The following is a 26,302-nucleotide window of genomic DNA, read 5'->3' as shown; positions in this document are numbered from 1 at the left end:
GCGATCAGCCCGCCATGAACAAGGCGGCCGGTGCTTCCGTTTTGCGGAACGCCGGCCGCCAGTTCGTTTCGGCACGCCGGCGCGCCAGATAGGAGTCCAGCCCGATCTGCGCGCCGATCAGCATGTAGATGAACGGTTGGAACGCGATCCCGACGAAAGCGCCCCCGAGCAGATAGATCAGATGCGCGTGCTGCAACGCCCCCGCGAGCGCGCCGCCCCACGCCAGCTCGCCGTCGCGGAACCGACGCCGCAACACTTCCATCCGCACGATGCCGATCACGCTGATGAGCAGCCACAGCGCAAGGCCGGGATAGCCCTGTTCGCCGAGCATCTCGAAATAGCTGGAGTGATAGGCGCGGCTCTTGTCCACCGTCAGATTGCGCTGGAGCGTGGTCGAAGCGCCCGATCCCTTCACTGCCACGGTGTCATAACGGATGCGGTTCTGGATATAGGCGTTGAAGCCGCCGCCGAACGGGTGCGTCTTCGCATAGTCCCATGTCCATTGCCATACCGCTAGGCGCGTCGAGGCGGATTCGTCCGCCTGGTAGGTCTTGATCGTCGCCATCCGGTCGCTGAACGCCGAGGGCAGGAACGGCACCGCGATTACCGCGGCCAGCCCCAGCGCGGCAAGGTAGAGCATCCGCCGCTTCACCTCGCGCAACGTCAGCACGGCGAGCAGCGCGATGCACAACAGGCCCGTGCGCGCCGACGTGCCGACCGGTATCAGCAGGCAGGCGAAGGCGAGGCCGGCGGCGAAGGCCTTCACCCGCCAATCGGTGCCGAACAGCGTGCCGTATCGCGCCAGCCACAGGACGATCGGTATCAGGCAGATCGCCACCGCCGATATGATGCTGCCCTCATACAGCCCGGAATTGTTGGCGACCATCAGGTTCAGCTCGCCATAGCCGCCGCCCGACGCCAGCGTTTTAATCCCGCCGACGATGATGATCGATGCGGCGGAGAGGGTCATGAACAGCAGAAGCGCTTCGATCCGCAGCCGCGTGCGCAGTGTGAGCGGCAAGAAAGCGGCGAAGATCAGCGCTTTCCACACCCAATCCCATTTCTCCAGCGCCTCGGCCGGGAAATCTGCGGTGCGCGTGGTGATCCCGCAATAGAGCATCAGCAACAGGATCAGCGCCTGGCGCGGGGCGAACCGGGAATCGCGCTTGTCATCGAAGATCAGCCACCCGCCGACCGCCAGCGCCACGGCGATCAATGAGATCGGCACGCTGTTGAGCAGCATGTACGTCAACCGCTGCGGCGAGACGATATCGATATAGACATAGGCGAGCACGAACAGGAACGGCTTGCGCAGCCCCATGCCGAGCAGCGCGACGAGAAACCCGATGAACGCCAGATCACGCACGCGGGCGACGCCCCTTGCGCGGCGCGTCATCACGCGGCGACGGCTCGCGATCGAGCTCGGGGCGGCGCAGCAGCAGAAACGCTGCCAGCAGCATCAGCCCATGCGTCAGGCCCAGCGCGAAATTGTCGATCATCGGCGCATGCCCCGCATCATTGCCCGTATCGTGGAGCCCTAGCGCGGATGCGGTTGACGCGGCGTTAAGCGATCGTGTGGCAGTGCGGCGCGCAATGCGCATCCTTCACGTTCTCGATCATGGGCTGCCGCTGCACAGCGGCTATACATTTCGTACGCGGGCGATCCTCACCGCGCAGATCGGGCGCGGCTGGGAAGTGGCGGCGGTCACGGGGCCGCGGCAGGGCGCGACGGACGCGCCGTTCGAGCACATCGACGGCATCGATTTTCATCGCACCGTGCCGCCACGCGCGCTGCCCGCGCCGATCGGGGAATTGTCGGAAATCGCCGCCTTCGCGCGGCGCATCGATGCCGTGGTCGAACAGTTCAGGCCGGATGTGCTTCACGCCCATTCGCCGGTGCTTGGCGCGCTGGCGGCGTGGCACGTCGCGCGCCGCCGCCGGTTGCCGCTGGTGTATGAGATCCGGGCGTTCTGGGAAGATGCGGCCGTCGGCAACGGCACCGGGCGTGAGGGTTCGGCACGTTACCGGGCCACGCGCGCGCTGGAGACGTGGGCGGTGCGGCGCGCCGATGCGGTGGCGGTAATCTGCGAGGGGCTGCGCGGCGATCTGATCGCGCGCGGGATCGATCCGGGAAAGATCCTGGTGTCTCCCAACGGCGTCGATCTCGGGCTGTTCGGCGCGCCGGGGCCGCGTGATGATGCGCTCGCGGCTGAACTGGGGCTGGAAGGAGACACGATCGGCTTCATCGGCAGCTTCTACGATTACGAGGGGCTGGATGATCTGATCGCCGCGATGCCGATGCTCCTGGCGGCGCGGCCGCGGGCGCAGCTGCTGCTGGTCGGCGGCGGGCCGATGGAGGCGCAATTGCGCGCGCAGGCGGCAGCCTCTCCGGCAGCCGGGCGCATCCGCTTCGTCGGGCGTGTGCCGCACGATCAGGTCGAGCGTTACTATGGCATTGTCGAGGTGCTCGCCTATCCACGCAAGAAGATGCGGCTCACCGATCTCGTCACGCCGCTCAAACCGCTTGAGGCGATGGCGCAGGGGCGGCTGGTGGCCGCGTCCGATGTCGGCGGCCACCGTGAGTTGATTCGCGACGGCGAGACCGGCACCCTGTTCGCCGCGGACGATCCGGCGGCGATCGCAGCGGCGCTTGCCGGGCTGCTCGCGGAGCGGAGCGAATGGGATGTCCGGCGCAAGCGCGCGCGCGAGTTTGTGGCGGCGGAGCGTAACTGGTTGTCAAATGTTTCGCGTTACGAACCGGTTTACCAACGGCTGGTCAAAGCCGCGTGTATGGACGAGTCATGGTCGCAAACCTCCCCCCTAAGCACATGAATGTGCGCAAGATTGTCCCGTTTTTGTTTCTCGCGCTGGGATTGGTGGCGGCTGGCCTGATCGCCGCCGCGCCGGCATGGATGCTGGATATGGCGATCGGTCGGCTGCGTCTGGCGGTGCTGGTGCCTGCCGCTGCCCCGCCGATCGGCGTGACCGGGCGGACGTTGCTTGCGCTGGCGGCGGGCGGGGTGATCGCGATCCTCGGGCTTGCGCCGCTTCTTGCGCCTGCGCTGTCTGCGCGCGGACCACGCCGGGCGACCCGGCTGGGCATGACACCGCCGGTGCGCCGTGCGGATGCCCACCCCGATGCGCCGGCTTGCCGCCCGATCGCGGCGCGCAGCGAGCTTGGCGCGCCATTGCCGGCCGATCTCGATCAGCCGCTCGCCGCGTTCGATCCTGATGCGTTGCCGGCGGTGCCGCGCGTGCCGGTGCGGCCGGTCGCCCCGCTGGCGGAGGCGTCTGCCCGGTCCACCAAGGCGGCGCGCGAGGATTGGTTCGAAACCTTCCCATTGCCCGGCGCGAGCGAGGTCGTCGCTCAGCCCGCCGCCTCGATCGCCACGTTGCTGGAGCGGCTGGAGCGCGGCGCAAGCCGGCGCGCGATGGCGCGGTCTGGCGGGCAGGGGCTGGACGATACGCTTGGCGCGCTACGCAAGCTGGCGGCGAACTGACAACTCGCGATTACGCCGCATATTGCCTCAAAACCGTCGCAACTGTCATTTACGGCGGCATGATGGTCTATCGTTCAGCGGCGGTGTGCGCCGCAATACTGGCTTCCGCGACACCGGCGGCGGCGGAAACACCGATCCTTGGCCCGGATGCCGCGCATTGCGCGCCGGGCGGCGGTCCGGCGATCCTCGTCGATATCACCGGTTTGAAGAACAGGCTCGGCACCGTGCGGGTGCGTACCTTCGGTGGCGCGACGTCCACCTGGTTCGACAAGACCAAGTGGCAGACCAAGGTTGAAATCCCCACCCCCCGCGTGGAGCCGATCCGTGTCTGCATGCCGGTCGCCGCGCCCGGCAATTACGCGATCGACGTGCGCCATGATGCCAATGCCAACAATCAGACCGATCGCGCGGACGGCGGCGGTGCCTCCGGCAACCCGCGCGTGACGATCTGGGACTTTATCTTCGGCCGCAAGCCGTCGCCCAAGCAGACGGTGGTGAGGGTGGGGCAGGGCGTCACCGAGATTTCGGTGACGATGATGTATCTGAGCGGTACGTCGCTCAAGCCGCTCAGCGAAACAGGTCGATAACGCCTGTCCCCCCGCCAGATCGCTTCCTCCGCGAGATAAGGCCGCCGTCTTCCGCGCAGTATTTTTACTGATGGTGATCTTAAAAGTTGAACAATCGCGCGGGCGCTACCGCTCCATCGGGGCGGCAGACAGATGGAGTTGCACGTGCGCAAATTGGCCGGAAACGTTCGTGGAGCCACTGCGATAGAATATGGCCTGATCGCGGCGCTCATTGCGGTCGCCGGGATCGCCGGGATGCAGGCACTCGGCAACCAGCTTTCCGTGACGTTCAACAACGTCTCGTCGAACATGAAGGCAACCTAGGCTGCGTATAAGCCGCCGGCCCCTCGCAGCGCCGGCGACTTACGGATCACAGGTCGATCAGAATCCGCGTCGGGTCTTCCATCGCGTTCTTGAGCGCGACGAGGAAGGTCACCGCCTCCCGGCCGTCGATCAGGCGATGATCGTAGCTGAGCGCGAGGTACATCATCGGACGTACCACGACCTGGCCGTCGCGCACCACGGGGCGATCCTCGATCCGGTGCAGGCCCAGCACGGCGGACTGCGGCGGATTGATGATCGGGGTGGACATCAGCGAGCCGAACACGCCGCCGTTCGAGATCGTGAAGGTGCCGCCCTTCATCTCGTCCATCTTGAGCGTGCCGTCCTTGGCGCGGCGCCCGAAATCGCCGATCGTCTTTTCGATGCCGGCCACCGATAGCTGGTCGGCATCGCGGATCACCGGCACGACGAGGCCGTTTGGCGCGCTCACCGCCACCGAAATATCGGCATAATCGTGATAGACGATCTCGTCGCCCTCGATCGAGGCATTGACCGACGGAATGTCCTTCAGGGCCATCGTCGCGGCCTTCACGAAGAAGCCCATGAAGCCCAGGCGGACGCCATGCTTTTTCTCGAACAGATCCTTGTACCTGGCGCGCGCCTCGATCACCGCGGTCATATCGACATCGTTGAACGTCGTCAGCATCGCGGCGGTGTTCTGCGCTTCCTTCAGGCGCTTCGCGATCGTCTGGCGCAAGCGCGTCATGCGCACGCGCTCTTCCTTGCGGCCCGCGGAGGCGGCGACCGACGGGGTGACGGGCGCCTCGGCCACGGCCGGGGTCGGCGCCTTGGCGGTGGCGGCGGCGGCGACGTCTTCCTTCGTCAGGCGGCCGTCCTTGCCGGTGCCGCGGATCGTCGCGGGATCGACGCCATGTTCCAGCACCGCGCGGCGCACGGACGGGGAGAGGGCCGCGGGCGTATTGCCCGGCTCGGCGGTGCTCGGGGCCGGGGCCGGGGCAGCCGGTGTCGCAGCGGGCGCGGCTGGTGCAGCCGCAGCGCCGCCGCCGGCCTCGACCGTCGCGATCATCGCGCCGACCTGCACGGTATCGCCGACCTGCACGGCATGCTGGCCGAGGATGCCGGCGACGGGCGAGGGCACCTCGACCGAAACCTTGTCGGTTTCCAGGCTGGCGATCGGCTCGTCCACCGCCACCTTGTCGCCGGGTTGCTTGAGCCATTCGCCCAGCGTCGCTTCGGTGATCGATTCGCCCAGCGTGGGGACCAGAACTTCGGTTGCCATCTCTACCTCGTCATCCCTGCCTGAGCAGGAATCTTGCTGTCACTGTGAGGCTCCGGCGGCAAGCGCCGGAGCAACGAACATCACGCGCCGGATTTGCCGGCTTTCTTCGCCGAATCGCCCTCGCGGGTACGGCGGATTTCTTCGCGAACATTGTGGCCGAGCGCATCGGCGACCAGCGCGCCCTGTTCGGCCTGGTGGCGCTTCATGAGGCCGGTCGCCGGGGAAGCGGCGGCGGTGCGGCCTGCGTAGCGCGGACGCTTCACGGGCGCGTCGGCCTTGATGAGCGCCTGTTCGATATACGGCTCGACGAAGAACCAGTAACCGTTGTTGCGCGGCTCCTCCTGTGCCCAGATCACCTCTTTCAGGTTCGGCATCCGTGCGATGCGTGCCGCCAGCGCGTCTCCGGGGAAGGGGTAGAGTTGCTCCACGCGCACGATCTGGGTGTGCTGGTCGCCCTCCGCATCGCGCGCCTCGATCAGGTCATAGGCCACCTTGCCGGTGCACAGCACCAGCCGGGTCGTTTCCGCGTCCGCCGGCGCCGACGGATCGGAAAGAATGCGGCGGAAGTGGCTGTCGCCCTGGAAATCCGCGGCGCTCGATACCGCCATCTTGTGACGCAGCAGCGATTTCGGCGTGAACACGATCAGCGGCTTGCGGAACGGGCGATGCATCTGCCGCCGGAGCAGGTGGAAATAATTCGCCGGCGTGGTGCAATTGGCGACCTGCATGTTGTCGCCCGCGCAAAGCTGGAGGAAGCGTTCGGGGCGCGCGGAGCTGTGCTCCGGCCCCTGGCCTTCATAGCCGTGCGGCAACAGCATCACGAGGCCGTTGGCGCGCAGCCATTTCGCCTCGCCCGATGCGATGAACTGGTCGATCATGATCTGGGCGCCGTTGACGAAATCGCCGAACTGCGCCTCCCACAGCACCAGCGTCTTGGGATCGGCGAGCGCATAGCCATATTCGAAGCCAAGCACGCCATATTCGGACAGCGGGCTGTCCAGCACCTCGAAATCGCCATGCTCGACCTGCGCGAGCGGGACGTATTTGTGCTCGTCGTTCTGATCGACCCACACCGCATGGCGCTGCGAGAAGGTGCCGCGCCCGGAATCCTGCCCGGAAAGGCGCACGCCATAGCCTTCGGAGAGCAGCGAACCATAGGCCAGCGCCTCGCCGGTCGCCCAGTCGAAATTCTCGCCCGATCGGAACATCTCGCGCTTGGCGTCAAGCACGCGGGCGAGCGTCTTGTGGATCGCGATCGTGTCGGGAACGGTGGTCAGCAGCCGGCCGATCGCGTCGAACAGCTTGGGTTCGATCGCGGTGTCGGCGATGCGTCGCGCGGTTTCGGGATCGGCGGGCGCGGACAGGCCTGACCAGCGGCCGGCGAACCAGTCCGCCTTGTTCGGCTTGTAGCTCGCCCCCGCCTCGAACTCGCCTTCGAGCAGGGTGGTGAACTGCTTGACGTTCTCGTCGACCCATGCCTGATCGACCACCTTCTCGGCGATCAGGCGCCGGCCGTATATCTCGCTCACCGGCGCGTGGCTGCGGATCGCCTTGTACATCAGCGGCTGCGTGAAGCTCGGCTCGTCGCCCTCGTTGTGGCCGAAGCGGCGATAGCACCACATGTCGATCACCACGTCGCGGTGGAATGTCTGGCGGTATTCGATCGCCATCTTGCACGCGAAGGTGACGGCTTCGGGATCGTCGCCGTTCACATGGAAGATCGGTGCCTGCACGCCCTTCGCCACATCCGAGGGATAGGGCGAGGAGCGCGCGAACTGCGGGCTCGTCGTGAAGCCGATCTGGTTGTTGATGACGAAATGGATGCAGCCGCCGGTATTGTAGCCGCGGATGCCGGAGAAGCCGAGGCACTCCCACACGATGCCCTGGCCCGCGAACGCGGCGTCGCCGTGGATCAGCACCGGAAGTGATCGGGAATGCTCGTCGAGATCCTTCGCGATGGTCTGGATCGCGCGTGTCTTGCCCAGCACCACCGGGTCCGCCGCCTCGAGGTGAGACGGATTGGCGACGAGCGACATGTGCACCTTGATGCCGTCGAATTCGCGATCGGTGGAGGTGCCGAGGTGGTATTTCACGTCGCCCGATCCGCCGATGTCATCGGGGTTGGCCGATCCGCCGGCGAATTCGTGGAAGATCACGCGCAGCGGCTTGCCAAGCACATTGGCGAGCACGTTGAGGCGGCCGCGATGGGCCATGCCGAACACGATCTCGTTGACGCCCATCTGGCCGCCATATTTGATGACGCTTTCCAGCGCCGGGATCATGCTCTCGCCGCCATCGAGGCCGAAGCGCTTGGTGCCGACATATTTCTTGCCGAGAAAGCGCTCCCACTGCTCGGCCTCGATCACCTTGTTGAGGATCGCCTTCTTGCCGTCGGGGGTGAACTGGATCGCCTTGTCCTTGCCCTCCATGCGCTCCTGGAGGAAGCGGCGCTCGTCCACATCGGCGATGTGCATATATTCGAGGCCGACGTTGCCGCAATAATTCGCGCGCAGCGTGTCGACGATCTCGCGCACCGTCGCCCATTGCAGGCCCAGCGTGCCGCCAAGATAGACCGGCCGGTCGAGATCGGCGTTCGAGAAGCCGTGATATTCAGTGGTGAGATCGGCCGGCAGCTCGCGCAGGCCGGAGAGGGCGAGCGGATCGAGGTTCGACGCCAGATGCCCACGCACGCGATAGGTGCGGATCAGCATCTGCGCCCGGATCGCGTCGGCGGCGGCCTTCACGATCGCGTCCTGGCTGGGGGCGGGAGCCTCGGCGGGGGCCGCGGGCTTGCCCTTGGCCGGCCTGGCCGCCGGCTCCATCTGGGTCGGATCGAGCGCGGCGGTCAGATCGTCGGTGCTGCTCAGCGGCCAGCGATCGCTTTCCCACGACGGGCCGGAAGCAGCGCCTTCGAGGCCCTCGAAGAATGAGCGCCAGCCCGGCTCCACGCTGTCAGGAGATACCTTGTAGCGCGCGTAGAGCGCATCGATGAACGCCGGCGATACGCCGCCCGCGATATCCGAGAAATCCTGGCCTTCGTAGCCCATTTCAACTTCACTCCGCCGGCCCGGCAGGTGCTGCCGAAGCCCCAGGCCGCCGATTCCCCCGCACCGTGCCGGGGAAGGCGGCCTGCCATGTCAATTCAGCCCTTCAACACTTCCAGCAGGGTCGAGCCGAGTTCGCTCGGGCTCGCCGCCACCTTGATCCCGGCGGCTTCCATTGCCGCGATCTTGTCTTCCGCGCCGCCCTGGCCGCCCGAGACGATCGCGCCGGCATGGCCCATGCGGCGGCCCGGGGGCGCCGTGCGGCCCGCGATGAAGCCGGCCATCGGCTTCTTGCGGCCGCGCTTCGCCTCGTCGCGCAGGAACTGCGCCGCTTCCTCTTCGGCAGATCCGCCGATCTCGCCGATCATGATGATCGATTCGGTCGCGTCGTCCGCCAGGAACAGTTCGAGCACGTCGATGAAGTTGGTGCCGTTCACCGGATCGCCGCCGATGCCGACAGCCGTGGTCTGCCCGAGGCCCGCGTTCGACGTCTGGAACACCGCCTCGTAGGTGAGCGTGCCGGAGCGCGAGACGACGCCGACGGATCCCTTGCGGAAGATGTTGCCGGGCATGATGCCGATCTTGCACTCGCCGGGCGTCAGCACGCCGGGGCAGTTCGGGCCGATCAGGCGGGATTTGCTGCCGGAAAGCGCGCGCTTCACCTTCACCATGTCGAGCACCGGAATGCCTTCGGTGATCGTGACGATCAGCGGCACTTCGGCGTCGATCGCCTCCAGGATCGAATCCGCCGCGAAGGGCGGCGGCACGTAGATCACGCTGGCCGTCGCGCCGGTCTTGGCGACGGCTTCGGCCACGGTATCGAAGTTCGGCAGGCCGAGTTCCTCATGCGTCGTTCCGCCCTTGCCGGGGGTGACGCCGCCGACCATCTGCGTGCCGTAATCAAGCGCCGCCTTCGTATGGAAAGTGCCGGTCTTGCCGGTCATCCCCTGCGTGATGACCTTCGTGTTCTTGTCGACGAGAATGCTCATTGGCTCTCCGATCAAACCCTTAAACCGGCCCGATGTTCGGGCCGGATCTCAAAACCATGCCTCCTCGCCGTAGCGGGGGCGCAAATCACTTCAGCGTTTCGTCGATGCCCTTGCACGCGACCAGCAGTTCCTTGACCGCATCGACCGAGACCTGAAGGTTTGCCTTCGCTTCGTCGCTCAGCTTCACCTCGACGATCTTCTCGACGCCGCCCGCACCGATCAGCACCGGTGCGCCGACATACAGATCGTTCACGCCATATTCGCCGGAAAGATGCGCGGCGGCCGGCAGGATGCGCTTCTGATCGAACAGATACGCTTCGGCCATCGCGATCCCGCTCGTCGCCGGGGCATAATATGCCGAGCCGGTCTTGAGCAGCGCGACGATCTCGCCGCCGCCGCCGCGCGTGCGCTTCACGATCTCGTCGACCTTCTCCTTGGTCGAGAAACCCATCGCGATCAGATCGCTCACCGGAATGCCGCTGACGGTCGAATATTCCAGCACCGGCACCATCGTGTCACCGTGGCCGCCGAGCACGAACGTGTTCACGTCCTTCACCGAAACGCCGAATTCCTCCGCCAGGAAATGGCTGAAGCGCGCCGAATCGAGCACGCCGGCCATGCCGATCACCTTGTTGTGCGGCAGCCCGGAAAACTCGCGCAGCGCCCACACCATCGCGTCCAGCGGATTGGTGATGCAGATCACGAACGCGTCGGGGGCGTTGTTCTTGATGCCTTCGCCGACCGCCTTCATCACCTTGAGATTGATGCCGAGCAGGTCGTCGCGGCTCATGCCCGGCTTGCGGGCGACACCGGCCGTGACGATGATGACGTCCGCGCCCGCGATATCCTTGTAATCGTTGGTGCCGATGATCTTCGCGTCGAAGCCCTCGACCGGGCCGCACTGCGACAGATCAAGCGCCTTGCCCTGCGGCACGCCCTCCACCACGTCGAAAAGGACGATATCACCAAGGCCCTTCAGGGCTGCCAAATGCGCGAGCGTGCCGCCGATATTTCCGGCGCCGATCAGCGCGATCTTCTTGCGGGCCATTCCATCCTCTTTCCGTCAGGGGTTGCGGCGTGAATGGAAAGGTCGCCTACGCCCATCCGAAGCCTGGGGCAACCCGATAACGGCGGGTGGTTAAGGAATTTACTGCAAAGAGTTCGCAATATCAATAGAGCGCCCGGGCAGGCGCTCCTGAACTCAGGCACGGCACGGAACAGGCATTGCGAAGGCTAGTTTCCGTGCCCGGCGGCGAGATATTCCTCCGATCGCATCTCCTCCAGCCGGCTGACGGTGCGCTGGAACTCGAAGCGACCATCCCCTGCGGGGTAGAGGTGATCCGGCTCGGCATCGGCTGCGGCGAGCAGCTTCACCTTGTGCTCGTAGAGCGCGTCGATCAGGCTGACGAAGCGCGCCGCCTCGTTGCGGTTTTCGGGGCCGAGGATCGGGATGCCGACCAGGATGACGGTGTGATAGCGTCGTGCGATCGCCAGGTAATCGGCGCTGCCCCGCGCTTCCGCGCACAGCCGCTTGAAGCTGAACACCGCGACGCCCTTCAGCGATTTCGGAACGTGCAGCGTCCGGCCCTGGACCACCATGTCCTCGCTCGGCACATGGCCGCTGTCTTCGGGGGGATAGTCGGTCAGGCGGAAGAAGGCGGCGGAAAGTTCGGTGGTCGCCTTGGCGCCGTTGGGGACGAGCCACGTATCCTGCTGGCCCAGCCGATCGCGGCGATAGTCTATCGGCCCGTTCAGGGTAAGCACGTCGAGCCGCTGTTCGATCAGCGCGATGAAGGGCAGGAAATGCTCGCGGTTGAGGCCGTCCCGGTAGAGGTCGCGCGGCGCGCGGTTCGAGGTGGTGACGACCGTGACGCCCGCCTCGATCAACGCGGTGAACAGCCGCGAAAGGATCATCGCATCCGGGGAATTGGTCACCATCATTTCGTCGAACGCCAGCAATCGGGCCTCCGCGGCGAGCGCCTGTGCGACCGGCAGGATCGGATCGCCCTGTTCCTTGCGACGCTCGATCGCGATGCGGCCGTGCACCTCCAGCATGAATTCGGCGAAATGAACGCGACGCTTTGGCTCAACCGCCACATTGGCGAAGAACAGGTCCATCAGCATGGATTTGCCGCGGCCGACATCGCCCCACATGTATATGCCGCGCGGTGCGATCGGGCGACGACGGAAAATGCCCTTCGTCTTGGGATGTTCAAGTTCGGCGGCGAGTGAGTCGAGGCGGCGCGCGGCAGCGGCCTGCTGGGCGTCCGGCCGCAGCTCACCGGCGGCGACGAGCGCTTCGTAGGCGGAAAGAACCTTAGTCAACGTCTGCTCCAGTCATCGCCGCGAGCTGCGCGGCCAGGGGGTGCGGATGAGCCTTCCGCTCCAGTCGTAACGGGAAGCTGCGCGGCAAGCGGCGGATGCGCCTCTGCTCCAGTCATCGCGGCGAACTGCGCGGCCAGGGGCTGGTGAGCCTCTGCTCCAATCGTCGCGGCGACCTGCACGGCAAGCGACGGATGCGCCTCTGCGCCAATCGTCGCGGCGAGCTGCGCGGCAAGCGACGGATGCGCCTCTGCTCCAGTCATCGCGGCGAGCTTCGCGGCCAGGGGCGGATGAGCGATCAGCGCGCGCTCGGCTTGCGGATCGTACCGGAGAACTCGGCCGCTATTTCCTCTCCCGCGCCCCCCTGCACCACTAGCCCGCGGAGAAATAGCAGCCGCCGGGTTTCGCGGAGCAGCTCGACCCGGGCCTCCAGCGGTTCGCCGATCCGGCCGGCACCGATGAAGTGCGTGTTGAGATCGAGCGTTACAGCCGTGCCCGCAGCGACCAGCCCGAAGCTGCGCGCGGCGGCGAACAGTGATACGTCGATAAAGCCCAAAAGCGCGCCGCCGTGGACGACATCGGCAAGATTGGAATGCTGCCGCTCCGGCGTCATCCGCACGCGCGCCAGACCATCCTCCACCCGCACGATCATTTCGCCGAGAAAAGCGTTGTATCGGGTCGAATCCCTGAACCCCCAGCGCATCCATCCTGGATGATCGGGATGTTCCTCATAGAGAAATTCGGTTTTGGGTTCGGTCATGGAGTCATTCCGGCAGGGACCGGATCGCCCCGAGCCGGCCAGTGGGGCGGCCCCGGGACGCGTCGGGGCCCGCCATTCGCTAACCGGATCAGACGATCCGTTCGGCTTCCATCTTCTTGATCTCTGCTATCGCCCGCGCCGGAGACAGCCCCTTCGGGCACGCGTTGGCGCAATTCATGATCGTGTGGCAGCGATAGAGGCGGAAAGGATCTTCCAGCGCGTCGAGGCGCTCGCCGGTCATCTCGTCGCGGCTGTCGGCAAGCCAGCGATACGCCTGCAACAGGATCGCCGGGCCGAGGAACTTGTCACTGTTCCACCAATAGCTCGGGCACGACGTGGAGCAGCAGGCGCACAGGATGCACTCATACATGCCATCAAGCTTGGCGCGATCCTCGGGCGACTGGAGCCGTTCCTTGCCGGCCGGCGGGGGCGTAACCGTCTGCAGCCACGGCGTGATCGACGCATATTGCGCATAGAAATGGGTGAAATCAGGGACGAGATCCTTGATAACATCCATCGCCGGCAGCGGCGTGATCTTCACCTCACCCTTCATGTCCTCAATGGCGGTAGTGCAGGCGAGACCGTTCTTGCCGTCGATGTTCATCGAGCAGGAGCCACAGATGCCTTCCCGGCACGAGCGGCGGAACGTGAGTGAAGAATCTTGCTCGCTCTTGATCTTGATGAGCGCATCGAGAACCATCGGGCCACATTCGTCGAGGTTTACCTCGAATGTGTCGTAGCGCGGGTTTTCGCCCGAATCGGGATCGTAGCGATAGATTTTGAAATTCCGCATCTTGCCGCCGGGTTGCGGCGACGGGATTTTCCGTCCGCCTTTGATCTTGCTGTTCGCGGGCAAGGTGAATTCGGCCATCGTTCTTCCCGATTCAGTCGGTTGCGGTCGCGGAGCGGAGGCCGCTCCAGTCGAGATTGCGCGTCAGGTACATGATGCCGGCCAACGCCGCAAACAGGAGAATCGCGCCAATCAACAATGAATATGCCTCAAGGCTGAGCAACACGTAGAGAATCGCGTAAAGCGCGGTGAGCAGGGCGGCGATATAACCGGCGCGGCGCCAGCTTTTCAGTACTGCCGCGGAATACGTCGTGAGCAGCCCGATAATCGCTCCCGCCGCCAGGATATAGGCCGCAGCAAAGCCGATCACTTCCGCAAAGGCGAGCAGCATCACGAAGAACAGCACCAGCCCCGCGCCCACCAGCAGATATTCCGCCGCAGCCACGCGCACGCCCGCGATCACATCGAACATCAGAAACGCCATGAAGGTGAAGCCGATGAAGAGGAAGCCGTACTTCACCGAACGGTTGACCTGACTGTAGAGATCGACCGGGGAAATCAGGTCAACCCGCGCCTCGTAGCTGCCGGCAGCCTGTGCAGTGTCATAGCGATCGGGAAGCGCATCGGGCGCGCGGTCCGGCGTTTGCTCGCCGGCGGAGACGAGCGCGCGACCCAGTGCCAGGTTCCCGACGCGCCAGGTCGCGCTGAAACCGCCTTTCGTGACCTGTTGCGCGGTCGGCAGAAAGCCGCCCTGGAAGCTCGGGTGCGGCCATTTGGATACAACTGTCCAGCGCGTATCCCCGGCCTGCGGGGCCAGCGAGAGCCAGCCGTTGCCGCGAAAGGTGAAGGCGAAGCGCGCGCTCATCGAGCGATCGCGCAGCGCAGAGGCGTCTAGCCACGTGAAGAACCCCGCCCCGCCTGTCGCGGGCGAGCCCTTACCGGGTTGCAGCATCAGCTTGCGTCCGTCGACCGCGACGACAGGCGGCGTGCCGAACAGGCCGCGCGCATCGCGTAGCCCGAAGCGGAGTTCGGCACGGTCGAAGAACAGGCGATCCCGCGTTATGCCAAAGCGGGCGAGATCGGCCGGCAAAGAGAAACGCGCGCTGCCGCTGGCGGTCGCTTCGAACAGCACTGCTTCGTAGATCGAGCGGCGGCGGCGCTCCGGGGTGAGCTCCGTCCTCAGGTCTGCCTGCTCGGGTGCCAGCGTCAATTCGCGCCACACCATTGTCGTCCTGGCGACCTGCCGGCCGCCTTCGTTGACCGTTTCGCTCACCTGTTCCTGGTATGGGAGCACGAGCACGGGCCCCGCCATCGTCTGCGGACCACCCCATCCTTCGGCGATCGAGACGCGCGCTACCTGCGACTGGGACTGGCGATCGTACACCAGCATGTAGACGGTGAAGAGCGGGATAGTGAGCAGGGCCGCGATCAGCACGACGAACAGCAATTTTCGGCCGGGCGTCCGTTCATCTACTGACATTTTACGCGCTCCCTGCGACGGACAGCGCCGAATTAGCGCCGAAACGATGGAGCGACAATCCTCGCCGGTTGTGCTGTTGCAAAACGCCGATGGATCAAGCGGTGCTTTGCTGCGTTCAACGGACCTTGCCGTTTGGTAAAAGGGGAAGAGAATAGATGCGTATCGCTCATGTCATCTGCGTGATGGCCGCTGTTTCGTTGCCGGCGGCGATCTCTGCCCAGGAAAAAAAGCAGGGTAATGATTCCACGCTGTCCGAGGCTGGCAAGATCGCAGCGCGGCCGGCGCATGACGTAGGGATCGCGAACAAGAAGGTTCCCCCTGTGCTGCAACGCGCCGCCGCTGCGCCTTACAGCCTGCAGGGAACTGCTTCGTGCGGGCAGCTTTCGAGCGGCATCGCATCGCTCAATTCGGCGCTCGGGCCGGATTTCGGCGAGAAGGCGGCGGTATCAGGCTCAAAGGCCGGGCAGATCGCCAAGATTGCGGGCGAAACGGTTGTCGACACCATCATCCCGTTTCGCGGGTTGGTCCGCGAAGTGAGTGGTGCGGCAGCGGCGCAGCGCCGGATGCAGGCGGCGACTTACGCGGGGCTCGCTCGGCGCGGCTTCCTGCGCGGGGTTGCACGGGGGAAGGGCTGCCGGATCTGAAACCTCGCCAGATGACCGCGGCGGAAGAAAGCCGCGGTCCCAACGATCGCTCGTAACTGCTTATTCTGCCTGCCAGTCTCCCGAGCGACCCCCACGTTTGGCGATCAGCCGCAGATCCTCGATGCGCATGCTTCGGTCGCGGGCCTTGGCCATGTCGTACACGGTGAGGAGAGCGGCGGAGACGGCGGTGAGCGCTTCCATCTCGACCCCCGTCTTGCCATCCGTGGCGACAGTGGCGGTGGCGGCGACATGATCGCCGGCGACGGTCAGGTCCAGCGTGACGCGAGTGAGCGACAGGGGATGGCAGAGCGGGATAAGGTCGCTCGTGCGCTTGGCCGCCATTATGCCGGCGATCCGCGCGACGGCGAGCACATCGCCCTTCGCTATCGCGCCCTCGCGGATCGCGGACGCGGTTTCCGGCTGCATGACGATTCGGCCCGTCGCCACCGCCTCGCGCCGCGTCACTGCCTTGTCGCCGACATCGACCATCCGCGCGGCGCCCGCCTCGTCGATATGGGTAAGGCCCTTCATCCGAGTAGCGCGCGCGTCGCCGCCTCGACGTCAGCCTGGCGCATCAGCGACTCCCCGATGAGGAAGCAACGCACGCCGCGCGCCGCCATTTCGTCCAGATCACGCCGCGAGTTGAGGCCGCTCTCCGCGACGAAGGTGCAGCCGGCGGGCGCATGCTCCACCAGTTCGTAAGTGCGCGCGAAATCGACCGAGAAATCCCGCAGGTCGCGGTTGTTCACTCCGATCAGGCGCGATCTGAGCTTCAACGCGCGCTCCAGTTCGTACGTGTCATGCACCTCGACCAGCACATCCATCCCGCGCTCGATCGCGGCCGCCTCGATTTCGGCGAGCGCCACATCGTCCAGCGCGGCCATGATGAGCAGGATCGCATCGGCGCCGATCGCGCGTGCCTCTGCCGCCTGCCACGGATCGACCATGAAATCCTTGCGCAGCACCGGCAGGTCGCAAGCGGCACGGGCGGCGACCAAATAAGCGTCCGCCCCCTGGAAGTATTGCTCGTCAGTCAGCACCGAAAGACACGCCGCGCCGCCGGCCTGATAGGCGCGGGCATGGGCGGCGGGATCGAAATCGGCGCGGATCAGACCCTTTGATGGACTGGCCTTCTTGATTTCCGCGACCAGGCCATAACCCGACGCGCGATCGAGCGCGGCGCGGAAGCCGCGCGGCGCGCTCTGCGCACTGGCCCTTGCGTCGAGGTCGGCGATCGAAGCGCGCGCGCTGCGATCGCGCACCTCCCCGCGCTTGGTGGCGAGAATCCGGTCGAGTATGTTCGTCATGCCCAGGCGATCCAGCGTTCGAGCAAAGCCTCCGCCGCACCCGAGTCGATCGCCTCGGCGGCGCGGGTGGCGCCGCCCGGCAATGTCTCGCCATCGAGAGCGAGCGCGGCGGCGGCGTTGAGGAGCACGGCGTCGCGATACGCGCCCCGCTCGCCGCGCAGCAGGCGGCGTAGCGCGGCGGCGTTATAGCCCGGATCGCCGCCGTGGATCGCCGCGATCGGATGACGCGGCAATCCAGCATCTTCCGGCGCGATACGATCGGGCAGCACGACGGCGCCGATCGATACCGCGATCGTTGGGCCGGCTCCCGAAACCTCGTCCAAACCCTCTTCGCCCGAAACCACCAGCGCCGCCTCGGCACCCAGTTCGGCCAGCGCAGCGGCATATACCGGCGCGTAATCAGGACGAGCGATGCCGATCAACTGACGGGTCACGCGCGCCGGATTGGCGAGCGGCCCCATCAGGTTGAAGATCGTGCGCCTGCCGATGTGGCGGCGGATCGGGGTGATCCGCGCCATCGCGGGATGATGGTTTGCCGCGAACAGGAAACAGATGCCAAGCTCGGCCAGCGTTTCCTCGGCCTTTGCGCCTGCGCGCTCCATGTTCAGGCCAAGCGCCTCCAGCGTATCGGCCGCACCCGCCTTGGACGAGGCCGCGCGGTTGCCGTGCTTGGCCACCGGCACGCCGCAAGCGGCGACCACCAGACTTACCGCAGTGGAGACATTGAGCGTATTGTGCCCGTCGCCGCCCGTGCCGCATACGTCGATCGCATGCGGCGGAGCGCCGATCGGGATCAGCCGGTCACGAAGCGCGCGCGCGGCTTCGGCGATTTCGGTAGCGGTTTCGCCCCGGTCGCTGAGCGCGATCAGGAATGCGGCGATCGCTTCCTCGCTGGCGCGCGCATCGAGGATATCGGCAAATGCCCGCGCCGCATCCGCCCGGCCAAGCGGGGCCGCGGGATCGGGCAGCGGCGCGAAAATGCTCATGCCGCGTCGGTCAGCTTCACGAAATTGGCGAGCAGGGCGTGGCCATGCTCGGTCGCGATGCTCTCCGGGTGGAACTGAACGCCGTGGATCGGCAGCACGCGATGGCGCAGCCCCATCACCGACCCGTCCGGCGCGGTGGCGTTGACCGCGAGCACATCGGGCACACCCTCTACGATCAGCGAGTGATAACGCGTGGCGGTGAAGGGGGAGGGCAGGCCCGCGAACACGCCCGTCCCGTCATGCGTCACCGGAGAGGTCTTGCCGTGCATCAGGCCGCCACGCACGACCCTGCCGCCGAAATGCTGGCCGATCGACTGGTGCCCGAGACACACACCGAGCAGCGGCTTTCCAGCCGCCGCGCAGGCCGCGACCAGATCGAGGCTGATCCCCGCCTCGTTAGGTGTGCGCGGGCCGGGCGAGATCAGAAAGCCGGTAGCGTTGGTGGCCAGCGCCTCCGCCACGGTCAGCGCGTCGTTGCGCACAACCTTCACCCCGGCGCCAAGCTCCATCAGATAATGGACAAGGTTCCAGGTGAAGCTGTCATAATTGTCGACGACAAGGATCATCCCGGCCGCCTTACTCCATTCGTCCGCCATCGCAACGACTGTTGCGCTCGGGAAACATGAAGTAATTGGATCGCGACGTTCAGGCGGGATACAACCCGGCCAGGCGACGTTACGTTGCATACCGAGGAGACCAGCCGATGTTCCGCCCCCTGATGATCGCGGCTTTCGCGCTCCTGCCCGCAGCGGCGCTGGCCGGGCAGGCAGCGCAACCCGCCGCTGCCTCGGGCGAGACCGTTCATCAGGAAACGCAGGCGCAAACCGGCCAGCCACCCAAGCGAATCCGAAGCGTGACGCTCACCGGCAGTGAGAAATGTCCCGCCTCCAGCTCGAGCGAGGTGGTGGTGTGTAACCGGCTTGATCCCAACGATCAGTACCGCGTGCCCAAGGAATTGCGTCGTCCGCCGGAAGTGCCGGCGAAGAATCAGAGCTGGGTCAATCGGGCGCAAAGCATGGACGAGGTGGGCCGTACCGCCGGCGGACTGCCCGATACCTGCTCGGCGGTCGGCACCGGCGGACAGAGCGGCTGTTCGCAGATGAACGCGCGCCAATGGTATCTGGAGCGGCAGGCGATCAAGCGGGCCCAGCAGGAAGGCACCAATCCGCCGCCACAGGATTGATCGCGCGTATATCGGATAGTCGTTGACCTTGTATCGCGTGCCCCCGTGCCGCAAGAGCGGCGCGGACCGGCGGCCGTCACGTTCGGGACAGTAGCGAGATAAGCGTGAATATAGAGAAGACTGCACGAAAGCCGGTGGCATGACCGCGGAGGCAGGCCTTGCCGCCTTGTGGTTCGCCGCCGCGCTCGCCGCGCTGCAACTGCTGCTTGCCGGGCTCGCGGTGCGCCGCGTGGACACGACGCTGCTCGCGGCAGTGCGACCGGTCGCGATCGTGCAGGGGCTTTTCGCGGCACTCGCGATGGTAGCGCTGATCGCGGAGTTCTGCGTATCCGACATGTCGGTCGCGCTGGTCGCGGAGAACAGCCACTCCGCCAAACCACTTCTCTATAAGTTCGCGGGCGCGTGGGGGAACCACGAAGGCTCGATGCTGCTGTGGGTCACGATCCTGGGGCTTGCAGGCGGTGCGGTCGCGCTGATCGAGCGGCGTCTGGATGAGCGTACGCTGATCGCGACGCTTGGCGGGCAGGCGGCGATTGCGCTCGGCTTCTATGCGTTTCTGCTCTTCGCCTCGAACCCGTTCGCGCGGCTCGATCCCGCTCCGGCCGACGGGCAGGGGCTGAATCCGCTGTTGCAGGATCCCGGCCTCGCCTTCCACCCACCCACGCTCTACATCGGCTATGTCGGGCTGTCGGTGGCCTTTTCCTTCGCGATCGGCGCGCTGGTGACACGCGACGTCGGCCCAGCCTTCGCACGGGCGATGCGGCCGTGGGTTCTTGGAGCATGGATATTCCTGACGCTCGGGATCACCGCAGGCAGCTACTGGGCCTATTACGAACTGGGATGGGGTGGCTGGTGGTTCTGGGATCCTGTGGAGAACGCTTCGCTGATGCCATGGCTGGCGGCGACCGCGCTGCTTCACTCGGTAACGGTGCTGGCGACTCGCGACGGCCTTCGGGCGTGGACGGTGATGCTGGCGGTTGTCGCTTTTTCCATGTCGATGATCGGCACTTTCCTGGTGCGCTCGGGGATTCTCACGAGCGTGCATGCTTTCGCGGTCGACCCGGAGCGCGGGGCGTTCATCCTCGCCTTGCTGGCGATCTATATCGGCGGCGCGCTGACGCTGTTCGCAATGCGGATCGGCACGGTGCGCGCGGGCAATACCTTCGACCTGGTGAGCCGCGAAGGCGCGCTGGTCGCGAACAATCTGTTGCTTTCGGTTATCCTGGGCATCGTGCTGATCGGCACTTTCTACCCGATCGTCGCGGCGGCGATGGGTACGCAGCTTTCGGTGGGGCCGCCGTTTTTCGACAAGACGGCGGGGCCGATCGCGCTGGTGCTGGTGGCGGTCATGGCGGCGGGCCCGCTGCTGCGCTGGCGGCGCGACGAGGCGCAGGCGGTGGTCGAGCGGTTGACCTGGCCGATCGCGGCGACCGTCTTCACCGCCGCCGGCGTCTTCGTACTGTCCGGCGGGATCGGGTGGATGCAGCTTGCCGGGCTGTCGCTGGCGGCGGGTCTGGCGGTGGCCAGTGTCGCGCCGCTCTGGAAGCGCGATCTGCGCCGCGCGCCGCTCTTCCTTTATGGCATGGTGATCGCGCATCTCGGCATCGCGGTTAGCCTGGCGGGCATGGCAGCCTCGACCGCGTGGACGCAGGAGCGGCTGGTCGCGGCGCGGGTGGGCGAGCCGCTGCGCGTCGGGCCGTATAGCGTCACGTTCGAGGGGCTTAACCCGGTGATCGGCGCGAACTGGTCGGCCCTGGAGGCGAGGCTGGCGGTAAAGCGCGGCGAGGACGGCGAGATATTCTATCTGCGGCCGCAATCGCGCTTCTTCTCCAATCCGGTCACGACGACGAGCGAAAGCGCGATCGAAACGGTGCTCGACGGGCAGCTCTACACGGTGCTCGGCCAGCCCGACGATGCCGGGCGGATACAGCTTCGCCTGTGGTGGAAGCCGTGGATAACATTCATCTGGTTCGGCGGCGCGCTCGTCGCGCTCGGCGGCGCGCTGTCGATGGTGGGCCACGTCCTGCGCGAACGCCGGGCGCGCCGGCGCGCCGACGAGGCGGCATGGCAATGAGGCGCTGGCTGCTGTGGCTGCCGCTCGCCGCGCTGCTGGTGGTGGTTGCCTTCGCGGCGCGCGAACTGATGAAGCCAGCCGACCGCACCGTGCGTTCAGCGATGGTGGGCAAACCCGTGCCCGATTTCGTCCTGCCTGCCTTGGTGGAGGGGAAGCAGGGCGTGGCGGCGGCAGGGTTCCGTGCCGGCCGGCCGCGTCTGCTCAACGTGTTCGCAAGCTGGTGCATCCCGTGCGTCGCAGAGGCGCCGCAACTATTGCGGCTGAAGGCGCTGGGCGTGCCGATCGACGCGATTGCGATCCGCGATACCGGGCCGGCTGTGCGCGACTTTCTGACGCGATACGGCGATCCCTATCGCGCGATCGGGGACGATAGGACGAGCCAGGTGCAGCTTTCGCTCGGATCCTCGGGCGTGCCGGAAACTTTCGTGATCGATGGGGCCGGAAGGATCGTCAAGCAGCATGTCGGCGATATCCGCGCCGATGACGTCGATGCGATATTCCGCGCCTGGCGGGATGCGAAATGAGGAGCGCCGCCGCGATAGGGCTCGCACTCCTATTGGCAGCCGCCGCGCCAGTGAGTGCGGATTCGGGGCTGCCGCCCGCCGCGCTCGCCTACACCCAGCTCCACGATCCGGAGCAGGAGGCGCAGGCCAAGGCGCTGATGGAGACGATACGTTGCGTCGTCTGTCAGGGTCAGTCGGTCGCGGACAGCGACGCCGACATGGCCGGCGACATGCGCGCCCTGATCCGCCAGCGCATCGCCGCGGGCGAAAAGCCCGACTCGATCCGCACCTGGCTGATCGCGCGATACGGGGATTATATCACCTTCGATCCGCCTTTCTCTGCGGTGACATGGCCATTGTGGGTCGCGCCGCTGGCGCTGCTGGCGTTCGGCGCGTGGATCGCGCGGGGCAGCTTCCGTCGACGTAAACGCAGCACCGAATAGGACTGGATTCTCCCGCAACTCTCCCATAGCCTGCGCTGCAGAACAAAAGTTATGTTGCAAGGAGAGACGGGATTATGGGGCAGAAGCTGCGATTCGGCACGTTCATCGCACCGTTCCATCCGCTGCGCGAAAATCCCACGCAGGCGATCGAGCGCGATCTCGATCTCGTCGTTCACCTGGACAAGCTCGGCTATGACGAAGCGTGGATCGGCGAGCATCATTCCGCCGGCTACGAGCTGATCGCGAGCCCGGAACTCTTCATCGCTTTCGCCGCCGAGCGCACGAAAAACATCAGGCTGGGAACCGGCGTTTCGTCACTTCCCTATCACCATCCGCTGATTCTGGCGGATCGCATCAACCAACTCGATCACATGACGCGCGGGCGCGTCATGTTTGGTGTGGGGCCGGGGGCGCTGCCCTCGGACGCGTTCATGATGGGTATCCCGGTGGCGAAGCAGCGCGACCGGATGGACGAGGCGCTCGATGTGCTCGTCCCGCTGTTGCGTGGCGAGACCGTTACGAAAAAGACCGACTGGTTCGAGCTGGCTGAGGCCCGGCTACAGATGACGCCCTATACGCGCCCGTCGGTGGAGATCGCGGTCGCCAGCCAGGTCTCCCCGACCGGCGCGCAGGCGGCCGGGCGGCATGGCGTGGGCGTCCTGTCGATCGGTGCGACGCAGGTCGGCGGTTTCAACGCGCTCGCTTCCAACTGGGCGATCGCGGAGGAAAAGGCGGCCGAAAGCGGCCAGCGGATGAATCGCGAAGCCTGGCGGCTGGTCGGCCCGATGCATGTCGCCGCCACGCGCGAGGAGGCGCGGGCGCAGGTGCGTTTCGGTATCGAGGACTGGCTGTATTATTTCCGCGAGGTCGCCGCGCTCCCGCTTGCCCCGACCGATGGCGATCCGATCGACGCGCTGGTCGCGAGCGGCATGGCGGTGGTTGGCACGCCGGCGGACGCGATTGCGCAGATCGCGCGGCTGCAACAGCAATCCGGAGGGTTCGGAGCATTCCTGACCCTCGATACCAATTGGGCGGAGTGGGACGACAAAAAGAAATCCTACGAGTTGATCGCCCGTTACGTCATGCCCGAATTCCAGAATCTCAATCCCAGCCGCGATGCCTCGCTGACGTGGGCGCGGGACAATCGCCCGCGCTTCATCGGAGAGGCGCAGGCCGCGGTAGGCGCGCGGCTGGCACAACATATCCAGGAAAAAGGGACGGAAAATATCCGGCCCGAAATCCTGGCGGCGATGGGGCTCGACAAGAAACAGGACGCTGCGGAATGACCGTCATTCTCTGGGATCACCCGCTGTCGCCCTATGCGCAGAAGGTGAAGATCGCGCTCCGCGAAAAGGATGTCGCGTTCGAGACGCGCGTGCCGGGGGGCATTGGCGTGGGTGGGGCGGCCGGCGATTTCATCGCCGCCAGCCCGCGCGCGGAGGTGCCGGCGCTGGAGCATGATGGAGCGGCGATCTTCGATTCGACGATCATCCTGGAATATATCGAGGATACATGGCCCACGCCTCCGCTGCTGCCCGCCCGCGCGATCGATCGCGCGCGAGCGCGGATGATCGAGGATGTGGTCGATACGCATCTGGAAGCGGTGAACTGGGGGCTGTCCGAATTACGTCATTTCCGTCGCGCATCCGGCGAACTGGGCGAAACGTTGACCGCACGCGCGATCGAGCAGGTTCGTGGCTATTTCGCCTGGGCCGAGCGCACGTTGGGTGATGGGGCGTGGTTCAATGGCGACACTTTCGGCTGGGGCGACCTCTCGGTAATTCCCTATGTAAATGGATCGGTCGGGCACGGTATCTCGCCTATGCCGGGCTCGCGCCTGGGCCAGTGGCTCGCCCGTGCGAATGCGCGACCGTCGGTCGCGCGCACCATGGAGGAGGCGATGCAGATCGCTTCCGCCGGTGGGATGGGCGATGTTGCCGCCCTGCTCGAGCAGGGACTGTTCAAGCGCGAATATCGCGATCACCGGCTGGAGTGGATGATAAAATCGGGCGGGCTTGAGGTGGTCAGCCAAGGCATAGCGCGCGGCAACATCCGCTTTTCCCCGGATCTGCGCTAAGATGCGCGCGGTTGTTCGGCGCGGACCGGAACTGGTCGTCGATACACTCCGGGAGCCGACCCCTGGCGCCGGGCAGGTGCTGGTCAGGACATTGTGCTGCGGCATCTGCGGCTCAGATCTTCACGCGGTCCATTCAATGGAGAAGATGGTCGAGCTGGGGCGGCGCATCGGGGAGCCGGGGCTGATCGATCCCGCGCAGGATATCGTGTTCGGGCACGAATTCTGCGCCGAGATCGTCGATCACGGGCCGGATACGGACAAGCGGCTGAAGGCCGGCACGCGTGTCGTGGCGATGCCGGTCGTTGTTTCGTCGCAGGGTTTCGAGACGATCGGTTATTCCAATCGCTTCCCCGGCGGCTTCAGCGAGGCGATGGTGCTGACCGAGCAGATGCTGTTGCCGGTGCCCAATGGTCTGTCCGACGTGCAGGCGGCGATGACCGAACCCTTCGCGGTGGGCGAACATGCCGTCGCAGAAAGCGATGCGGGGCCGGATACGGTTAACCTGGTGATCGGCTGTGGCCCTGTGGGATTGGCCGTGATCGCGGCGCTCAAGGCGCGAGGGCTGGGGCCGGTGGTGGCCTCGGACTATTCGCCCGCGCGGCGCCGGATCGCCGAGGCGTTCGGCGCGGATGTCACGATCGATCCCGCGGTGGAGAACCCGCATCTGCGCTGGGGCGCGCTGGGCGTGCCGCATTCACGAACCGAGCGATCCATACTGGCGATGGGTGGTGCTGCCGGCAAGCGCGCGGTCGTGTTCGAATGCGTCGGCGTCCCGGGCGTGATCCAGTCGCTGATCGAAGCGGTGCCGGTGGGGACGCAGATCCTGGTCGTCGGCGTATGTATGCAAACCGACGCGATCGAGCCGTTCCTTTGCATCAACAAGAGCCTGGAGCTGAAATTCGTGCTTGGCTATACGCCCGAGGAATTCGCGATCACCCTGCGCCATATCGCGGAGGGAACGATTGACGTGCGTGCAGCGATCACTGGCGAGGTGGGGCTGGACGGCGTGGCCGCCGCCTTCCGCGCGCTCGGCGACCCGGAGGCGCAGTGCAAGATAGTGGTGCGGCCATGAGCGGGGGCGCACTTCCAGGGATGCCCCCGCTAACCCATGTCGAGACGAACGGCATCCGCATGGCCTGCTATGACGTGGCGGGCGAAGGGATGCCCGTGGTGTTCTGCCACGGCTTCCCCGAACTCGCTTATTCGTGGCGGCATCAGCTTGCGGCGTTTGGCGCTGCCGGCCACCGTGCGCTGGCGCCGGACCAGCGCGGCTATGGCCTGACCGATCGGCCCGACGCGGTCGAAAGCTATGACATGGAGCATCTCTGCGCCGATCTGGTCGGGCTGCTCGATGCCAAGGGAATCGAGCGGGCGGTGTTCTGCGGGCATGACTGGGGCGGCTTCGTCGTGTGGCAGATGGCGCTGCGCCATCCCGCGCGCGTGGCGGGAGTGATCGGGCTGAACACGCCGTTCATTCCGCGCCTTTCGGCCGATCCGATCGCGCTGATGCGGATGGCGATGGGCGAGGACATGTATATCGTCTGGTTTCAGAAGCCGGGCGAGGCGGATGCATTACTGGCGAAGGATGTCGACAAGACGTTTCGCTTCTTCATGCGTCGTCCCGAGATGAGCCCGGCGGAATTCGCCGCGCTGCCGGCCGAACAGAAGAATTTCGCGCTGGGCCTGATGCTGGAGGATTATGATCCGGCGAGCGACGAGCATCAGTTGCTCGACGACGAGGAGCGCGGCGCGTTCGTCGAAACGTTCGCGCGCACCGGCTTCACCGGCGGGATCAACTGGTATCGCAATTTCACCCGCAACTGGGAGCGATCGTCGGCGATCGTTGATCGCGTGGATTGTCCCGCGCTGATGATTACCGCCGAAAGCGATCATGTCCTGCCGCCGTCGATGGCGGATGGGATGGAGAAATATGTGCCCGATCTTGACCGGCATATGGTGGCCGGATCGGGGCATTGGACGCAGCAGGAAAAACCCGAGGAAGTGAGCCGTGTGATCCTTGACTGGATCGCGCGCCGCTTCCCCGATTGAGGA

28 protein-coding genes are annotated in these 26,302 nt (G+C 65.8%); 13 read left to right on the top strand and 15 right to left on the bottom strand.

All coding sequences use genetic code 11. The annotated features are described in order from the left end of the window. Positions 1 to 4: 4 nt before the first annotated feature. On the bottom strand, positions 5 to 1,366 hold the full coding sequence (locus ACM61V_RS14310) for a putative O-glycosylation ligase, exosortase A system-associated (RefSeq protein WP_137786338.1): 1,362 nt from the start codon (positions 1,364 to 1,366) through the stop codon (positions 5 to 7). Further along, a complete protein-coding gene (locus ACM61V_RS14305) occupies positions 1,359 to 1,499 on the bottom strand; it encodes a hypothetical protein (protein WP_419714084.1) in 141 nt (46 codons plus the stop codon). Before ACM61V_RS14305 ends, ACM61V_RS14310 begins: the two co-directional genes overlap by 8 nt. A gap of 94 nt (positions 1,500 to 1,593) precedes the next feature. Here ACM61V_RS14305 and ACM61V_RS14300 point away from each other — a divergent pair, with 94 nt between their 5' ends. The 4 genes from ACM61V_RS14300 to ACM61V_RS14285 all read left to right on the top strand — a co-directional run bounded on the left by ACM61V_RS14300 (position 1,594) and on the right by ACM61V_RS14285 (position 4,390). After that, positions 1,594 to 2,832, top strand: coding sequence for a TIGR04063 family PEP-CTERM/XrtA system glycosyltransferase (locus ACM61V_RS14300; protein WP_137786336.1), 1,239 nt, complete (start codon positions 1,594 to 1,596; stop codon positions 2,830 to 2,832). Positions 2,833 to 2,834: 2 nt separating this feature from the next. Further along, entirely contained in the window at positions 2,835 to 3,500 is a 666-nt protein-coding gene (locus ACM61V_RS14295; protein WP_137786335.1) for a hypothetical protein, read from the top strand. A 62-nt stretch (positions 3,501 to 3,562) separates the two neighbouring features. Beyond that, positions 3,563 to 4,087 (top strand): DUF2141 domain-containing protein, encoded by a 525-nt coding sequence (locus tag ACM61V_RS14290; protein WP_419714083.1) that lies wholly within the window; start codon positions 3,563 to 3,565, stop codon positions 4,085 to 4,087. 132 nt (positions 4,088 to 4,219) lie between these two features. Then, positions 4,220 to 4,390: a Flp family type IVb pilin gene (locus ACM61V_RS14285; protein ID WP_137786333.1), complete on the top strand. Its 171-nt coding sequence runs from the start codon at positions 4,220 to 4,222 to the stop codon at positions 4,388 to 4,390. A 46-nt stretch (positions 4,391 to 4,436) separates the two neighbouring features. Here ACM61V_RS14285 and odhB read toward each other — a convergent pair whose 3' ends face one another. The 9 genes from odhB to creD form a co-directional block, all read right to left on the bottom strand. Further along, positions 4,437 to 5,648: a 2-oxoglutarate dehydrogenase complex dihydrolipoyllysine-residue succinyltransferase gene (gene odhB / locus ACM61V_RS14280; protein ID WP_137786332.1), complete on the bottom strand. Its 1,212-nt coding sequence runs from the start codon at positions 5,646 to 5,648 to the stop codon at positions 4,437 to 4,439. An 80-nt stretch (positions 5,649 to 5,728) separates the two neighbouring features. After that, positions 5,729 to 8,695 (bottom strand): 2-oxoglutarate dehydrogenase E1 component, encoded by a 2,967-nt coding sequence (locus ACM61V_RS14275; RefSeq protein ID WP_137786331.1) that lies wholly within the window; start codon positions 8,693 to 8,695, stop codon positions 5,729 to 5,731. Between the two features lie 95 nt (positions 8,696 to 8,790). After that, positions 8,791 to 9,681, bottom strand: coding sequence for a succinate--CoA ligase subunit alpha (gene sucD / locus ACM61V_RS14270; protein WP_137786330.1), 891 nt, complete (start codon positions 9,679 to 9,681; stop codon positions 8,791 to 8,793). A gap of 85 nt (positions 9,682 to 9,766) precedes the next feature. Further along, the gene (gene mdh, locus ACM61V_RS14265) at positions 9,767 to 10,729 is read right to left on the bottom strand and encodes a malate dehydrogenase (RefSeq protein ID WP_419714082.1); all 963 of its coding nucleotides are present in this window, start codon (positions 10,727 to 10,729) and stop codon (positions 9,767 to 9,769) included. 185 nt (positions 10,730 to 10,914) lie between these two features. Next, complete coding sequence (gene zapE, locus ACM61V_RS14260) at positions 10,915 to 12,006, bottom strand: cell division protein ZapE (protein WP_137786328.1); 1,092 nt, start codon at positions 12,004 to 12,006, stop codon at positions 10,915 to 10,917. After that, a complete protein-coding gene (locus ACM61V_RS14255; protein ID WP_137786327.1) occupies positions 12,003 to 12,266 on the bottom strand; it encodes a hypothetical protein in 264 nt (87 codons plus the stop codon). The genes zapE and ACM61V_RS14255 overlap by 4 nt, the downstream gene beginning before the upstream one ends. 35 nt (positions 12,267 to 12,301) lie before the next feature. Beyond that, positions 12,302 to 12,763, bottom strand: coding sequence for a PaaI family thioesterase (locus ACM61V_RS14250; protein ID WP_137786326.1), 462 nt, complete (start codon positions 12,761 to 12,763; stop codon positions 12,302 to 12,304). An 88-nt stretch (positions 12,764 to 12,851) separates the two neighbouring features. Beyond that, positions 12,852 to 13,634 (bottom strand): succinate dehydrogenase iron-sulfur subunit, encoded by a 783-nt coding sequence (locus ACM61V_RS14245; protein ID WP_137786325.1) that lies wholly within the window; start codon positions 13,632 to 13,634, stop codon positions 12,852 to 12,854. A gap of 13 nt (positions 13,635 to 13,647) precedes the next feature. Next, positions 13,648 to 15,033 (bottom strand): cell envelope integrity protein CreD, encoded by a 1,386-nt coding sequence (creD, locus tag ACM61V_RS14240; RefSeq protein WP_137786324.1) that lies wholly within the window; start codon positions 15,031 to 15,033, stop codon positions 13,648 to 13,650. Positions 15,034 to 15,188: 155 nt separating this feature from the next. Between creD and ACM61V_RS14235 the strand changes: the two genes are divergently transcribed. Continuing rightward, positions 15,189 to 15,677, top strand: a complete 489-nt coding sequence (locus ACM61V_RS14235) for a hypothetical protein (RefSeq protein WP_249341493.1) — start codon at positions 15,189 to 15,191, stop codon at positions 15,675 to 15,677. A gap of 60 nt (positions 15,678 to 15,737) precedes the next feature. On the opposite strand, the gene moaC is transcribed toward ACM61V_RS14235, so the two are convergent. From moaC to ACM61V_RS14215, 4 genes are read right to left on the bottom strand one after another with little or no spacing between them, the layout of a single operon-like run. Further along, entirely contained in the window at positions 15,738 to 16,208 is a 471-nt protein-coding gene (gene moaC / locus ACM61V_RS14230) for a cyclic pyranopterin monophosphate synthase MoaC (RefSeq protein ID WP_137786323.1), read from the bottom strand. After that, the gene (gene trpC, locus ACM61V_RS14225; RefSeq protein ID WP_137786322.1) at positions 16,205 to 16,984 is read right to left on the bottom strand and encodes an indole-3-glycerol phosphate synthase TrpC; all 780 of its coding nucleotides are present in this window, start codon (positions 16,982 to 16,984) and stop codon (positions 16,205 to 16,207) included. Before trpC ends, moaC begins: the two co-directional genes overlap by 4 nt. Continuing rightward, a complete protein-coding gene (gene trpD, locus ACM61V_RS14220) occupies positions 16,981 to 17,970 on the bottom strand; it encodes an anthranilate phosphoribosyltransferase (RefSeq protein WP_137786321.1) in 990 nt (329 codons plus the stop codon). The genes trpC and trpD overlap by 4 nt, the downstream gene beginning before the upstream one ends. Continuing rightward, positions 17,967 to 18,536: an anthranilate synthase component II gene (locus tag ACM61V_RS14215; protein WP_137786320.1), complete on the bottom strand. Its 570-nt coding sequence runs from the start codon at positions 18,534 to 18,536 to the stop codon at positions 17,967 to 17,969. The genes trpD and ACM61V_RS14215 overlap by 4 nt, the downstream gene beginning before the upstream one ends. A gap of 137 nt (positions 18,537 to 18,673) precedes the next feature. Between ACM61V_RS14215 and ACM61V_RS14210 the strand changes: the two genes are divergently transcribed. The 8 genes from ACM61V_RS14210 to ACM61V_RS14175 all read left to right on the top strand — a co-directional run bounded on the left by ACM61V_RS14210 (position 18,674) and on the right by ACM61V_RS14175 (position 26,299). Then, a complete protein-coding gene (locus ACM61V_RS14210; protein WP_137786319.1) occupies positions 18,674 to 19,153 on the top strand; it encodes a hypothetical protein in 480 nt (159 codons plus the stop codon). 139 nt (positions 19,154 to 19,292) lie between these two features. Next, a complete protein-coding gene (locus ACM61V_RS14205; protein ID WP_137786318.1) occupies positions 19,293 to 21,227 on the top strand; it encodes a heme lyase CcmF/NrfE family subunit in 1,935 nt (644 codons plus the stop codon). After that, positions 21,224 to 21,751 (top strand): redoxin family protein, encoded by a 528-nt coding sequence (locus ACM61V_RS14200; protein ID WP_137786317.1) that lies wholly within the window; start codon positions 21,224 to 21,226, stop codon positions 21,749 to 21,751. The genes ACM61V_RS14205 and ACM61V_RS14200 overlap by 4 nt, the downstream gene beginning before the upstream one ends. Further along, on the top strand, positions 21,748 to 22,173 hold the full coding sequence (locus ACM61V_RS14195) for a cytochrome c-type biogenesis protein (protein WP_137786316.1): 426 nt from the start codon (positions 21,748 to 21,750) through the stop codon (positions 22,171 to 22,173). Before ACM61V_RS14200 ends, ACM61V_RS14195 begins: the two co-directional genes overlap by 4 nt. 74 nt (positions 22,174 to 22,247) lie before the next feature. After that, positions 22,248 to 23,459: an LLM class flavin-dependent oxidoreductase gene (locus ACM61V_RS14190; protein ID WP_212742177.1), complete on the top strand. Its 1,212-nt coding sequence runs from the start codon at positions 22,248 to 22,250 to the stop codon at positions 23,457 to 23,459. Then, positions 23,456 to 24,250: a glutathione S-transferase family protein gene (locus ACM61V_RS14185; protein WP_137786314.1), complete on the top strand. Its 795-nt coding sequence runs from the start codon at positions 23,456 to 23,458 to the stop codon at positions 24,248 to 24,250. Before ACM61V_RS14190 ends, ACM61V_RS14185 begins: the two co-directional genes overlap by 4 nt. A gap of 1 nt (position 24,251) precedes the next feature. Continuing rightward, a complete protein-coding gene (locus tag ACM61V_RS14180; RefSeq protein ID WP_137786313.1) occupies positions 24,252 to 25,322 on the top strand; it encodes a zinc-binding dehydrogenase in 1,071 nt (356 codons plus the stop codon). After that, positions 25,319 to 26,299 (top strand): alpha/beta fold hydrolase, encoded by a 981-nt coding sequence (locus ACM61V_RS14175; RefSeq protein WP_137786312.1) that lies wholly within the window; start codon positions 25,319 to 25,321, stop codon positions 26,297 to 26,299. The genes ACM61V_RS14180 and ACM61V_RS14175 overlap by 4 nt, the downstream gene beginning before the upstream one ends. Positions 26,300 to 26,302 lie beyond the last annotated feature (3 nt).

It is taken from the genome of Sphingomonas sp. TX0543 (assembly GCF_048565505.1).
GTDB lineage: Bacteria > Pseudomonadota > Alphaproteobacteria > Sphingomonadales > Sphingomonadaceae > Sphingomonas.
Note: the sequence above shows the minus strand (reverse complement) of the source record. Positions and strands in the feature narration are given on the sequence as shown.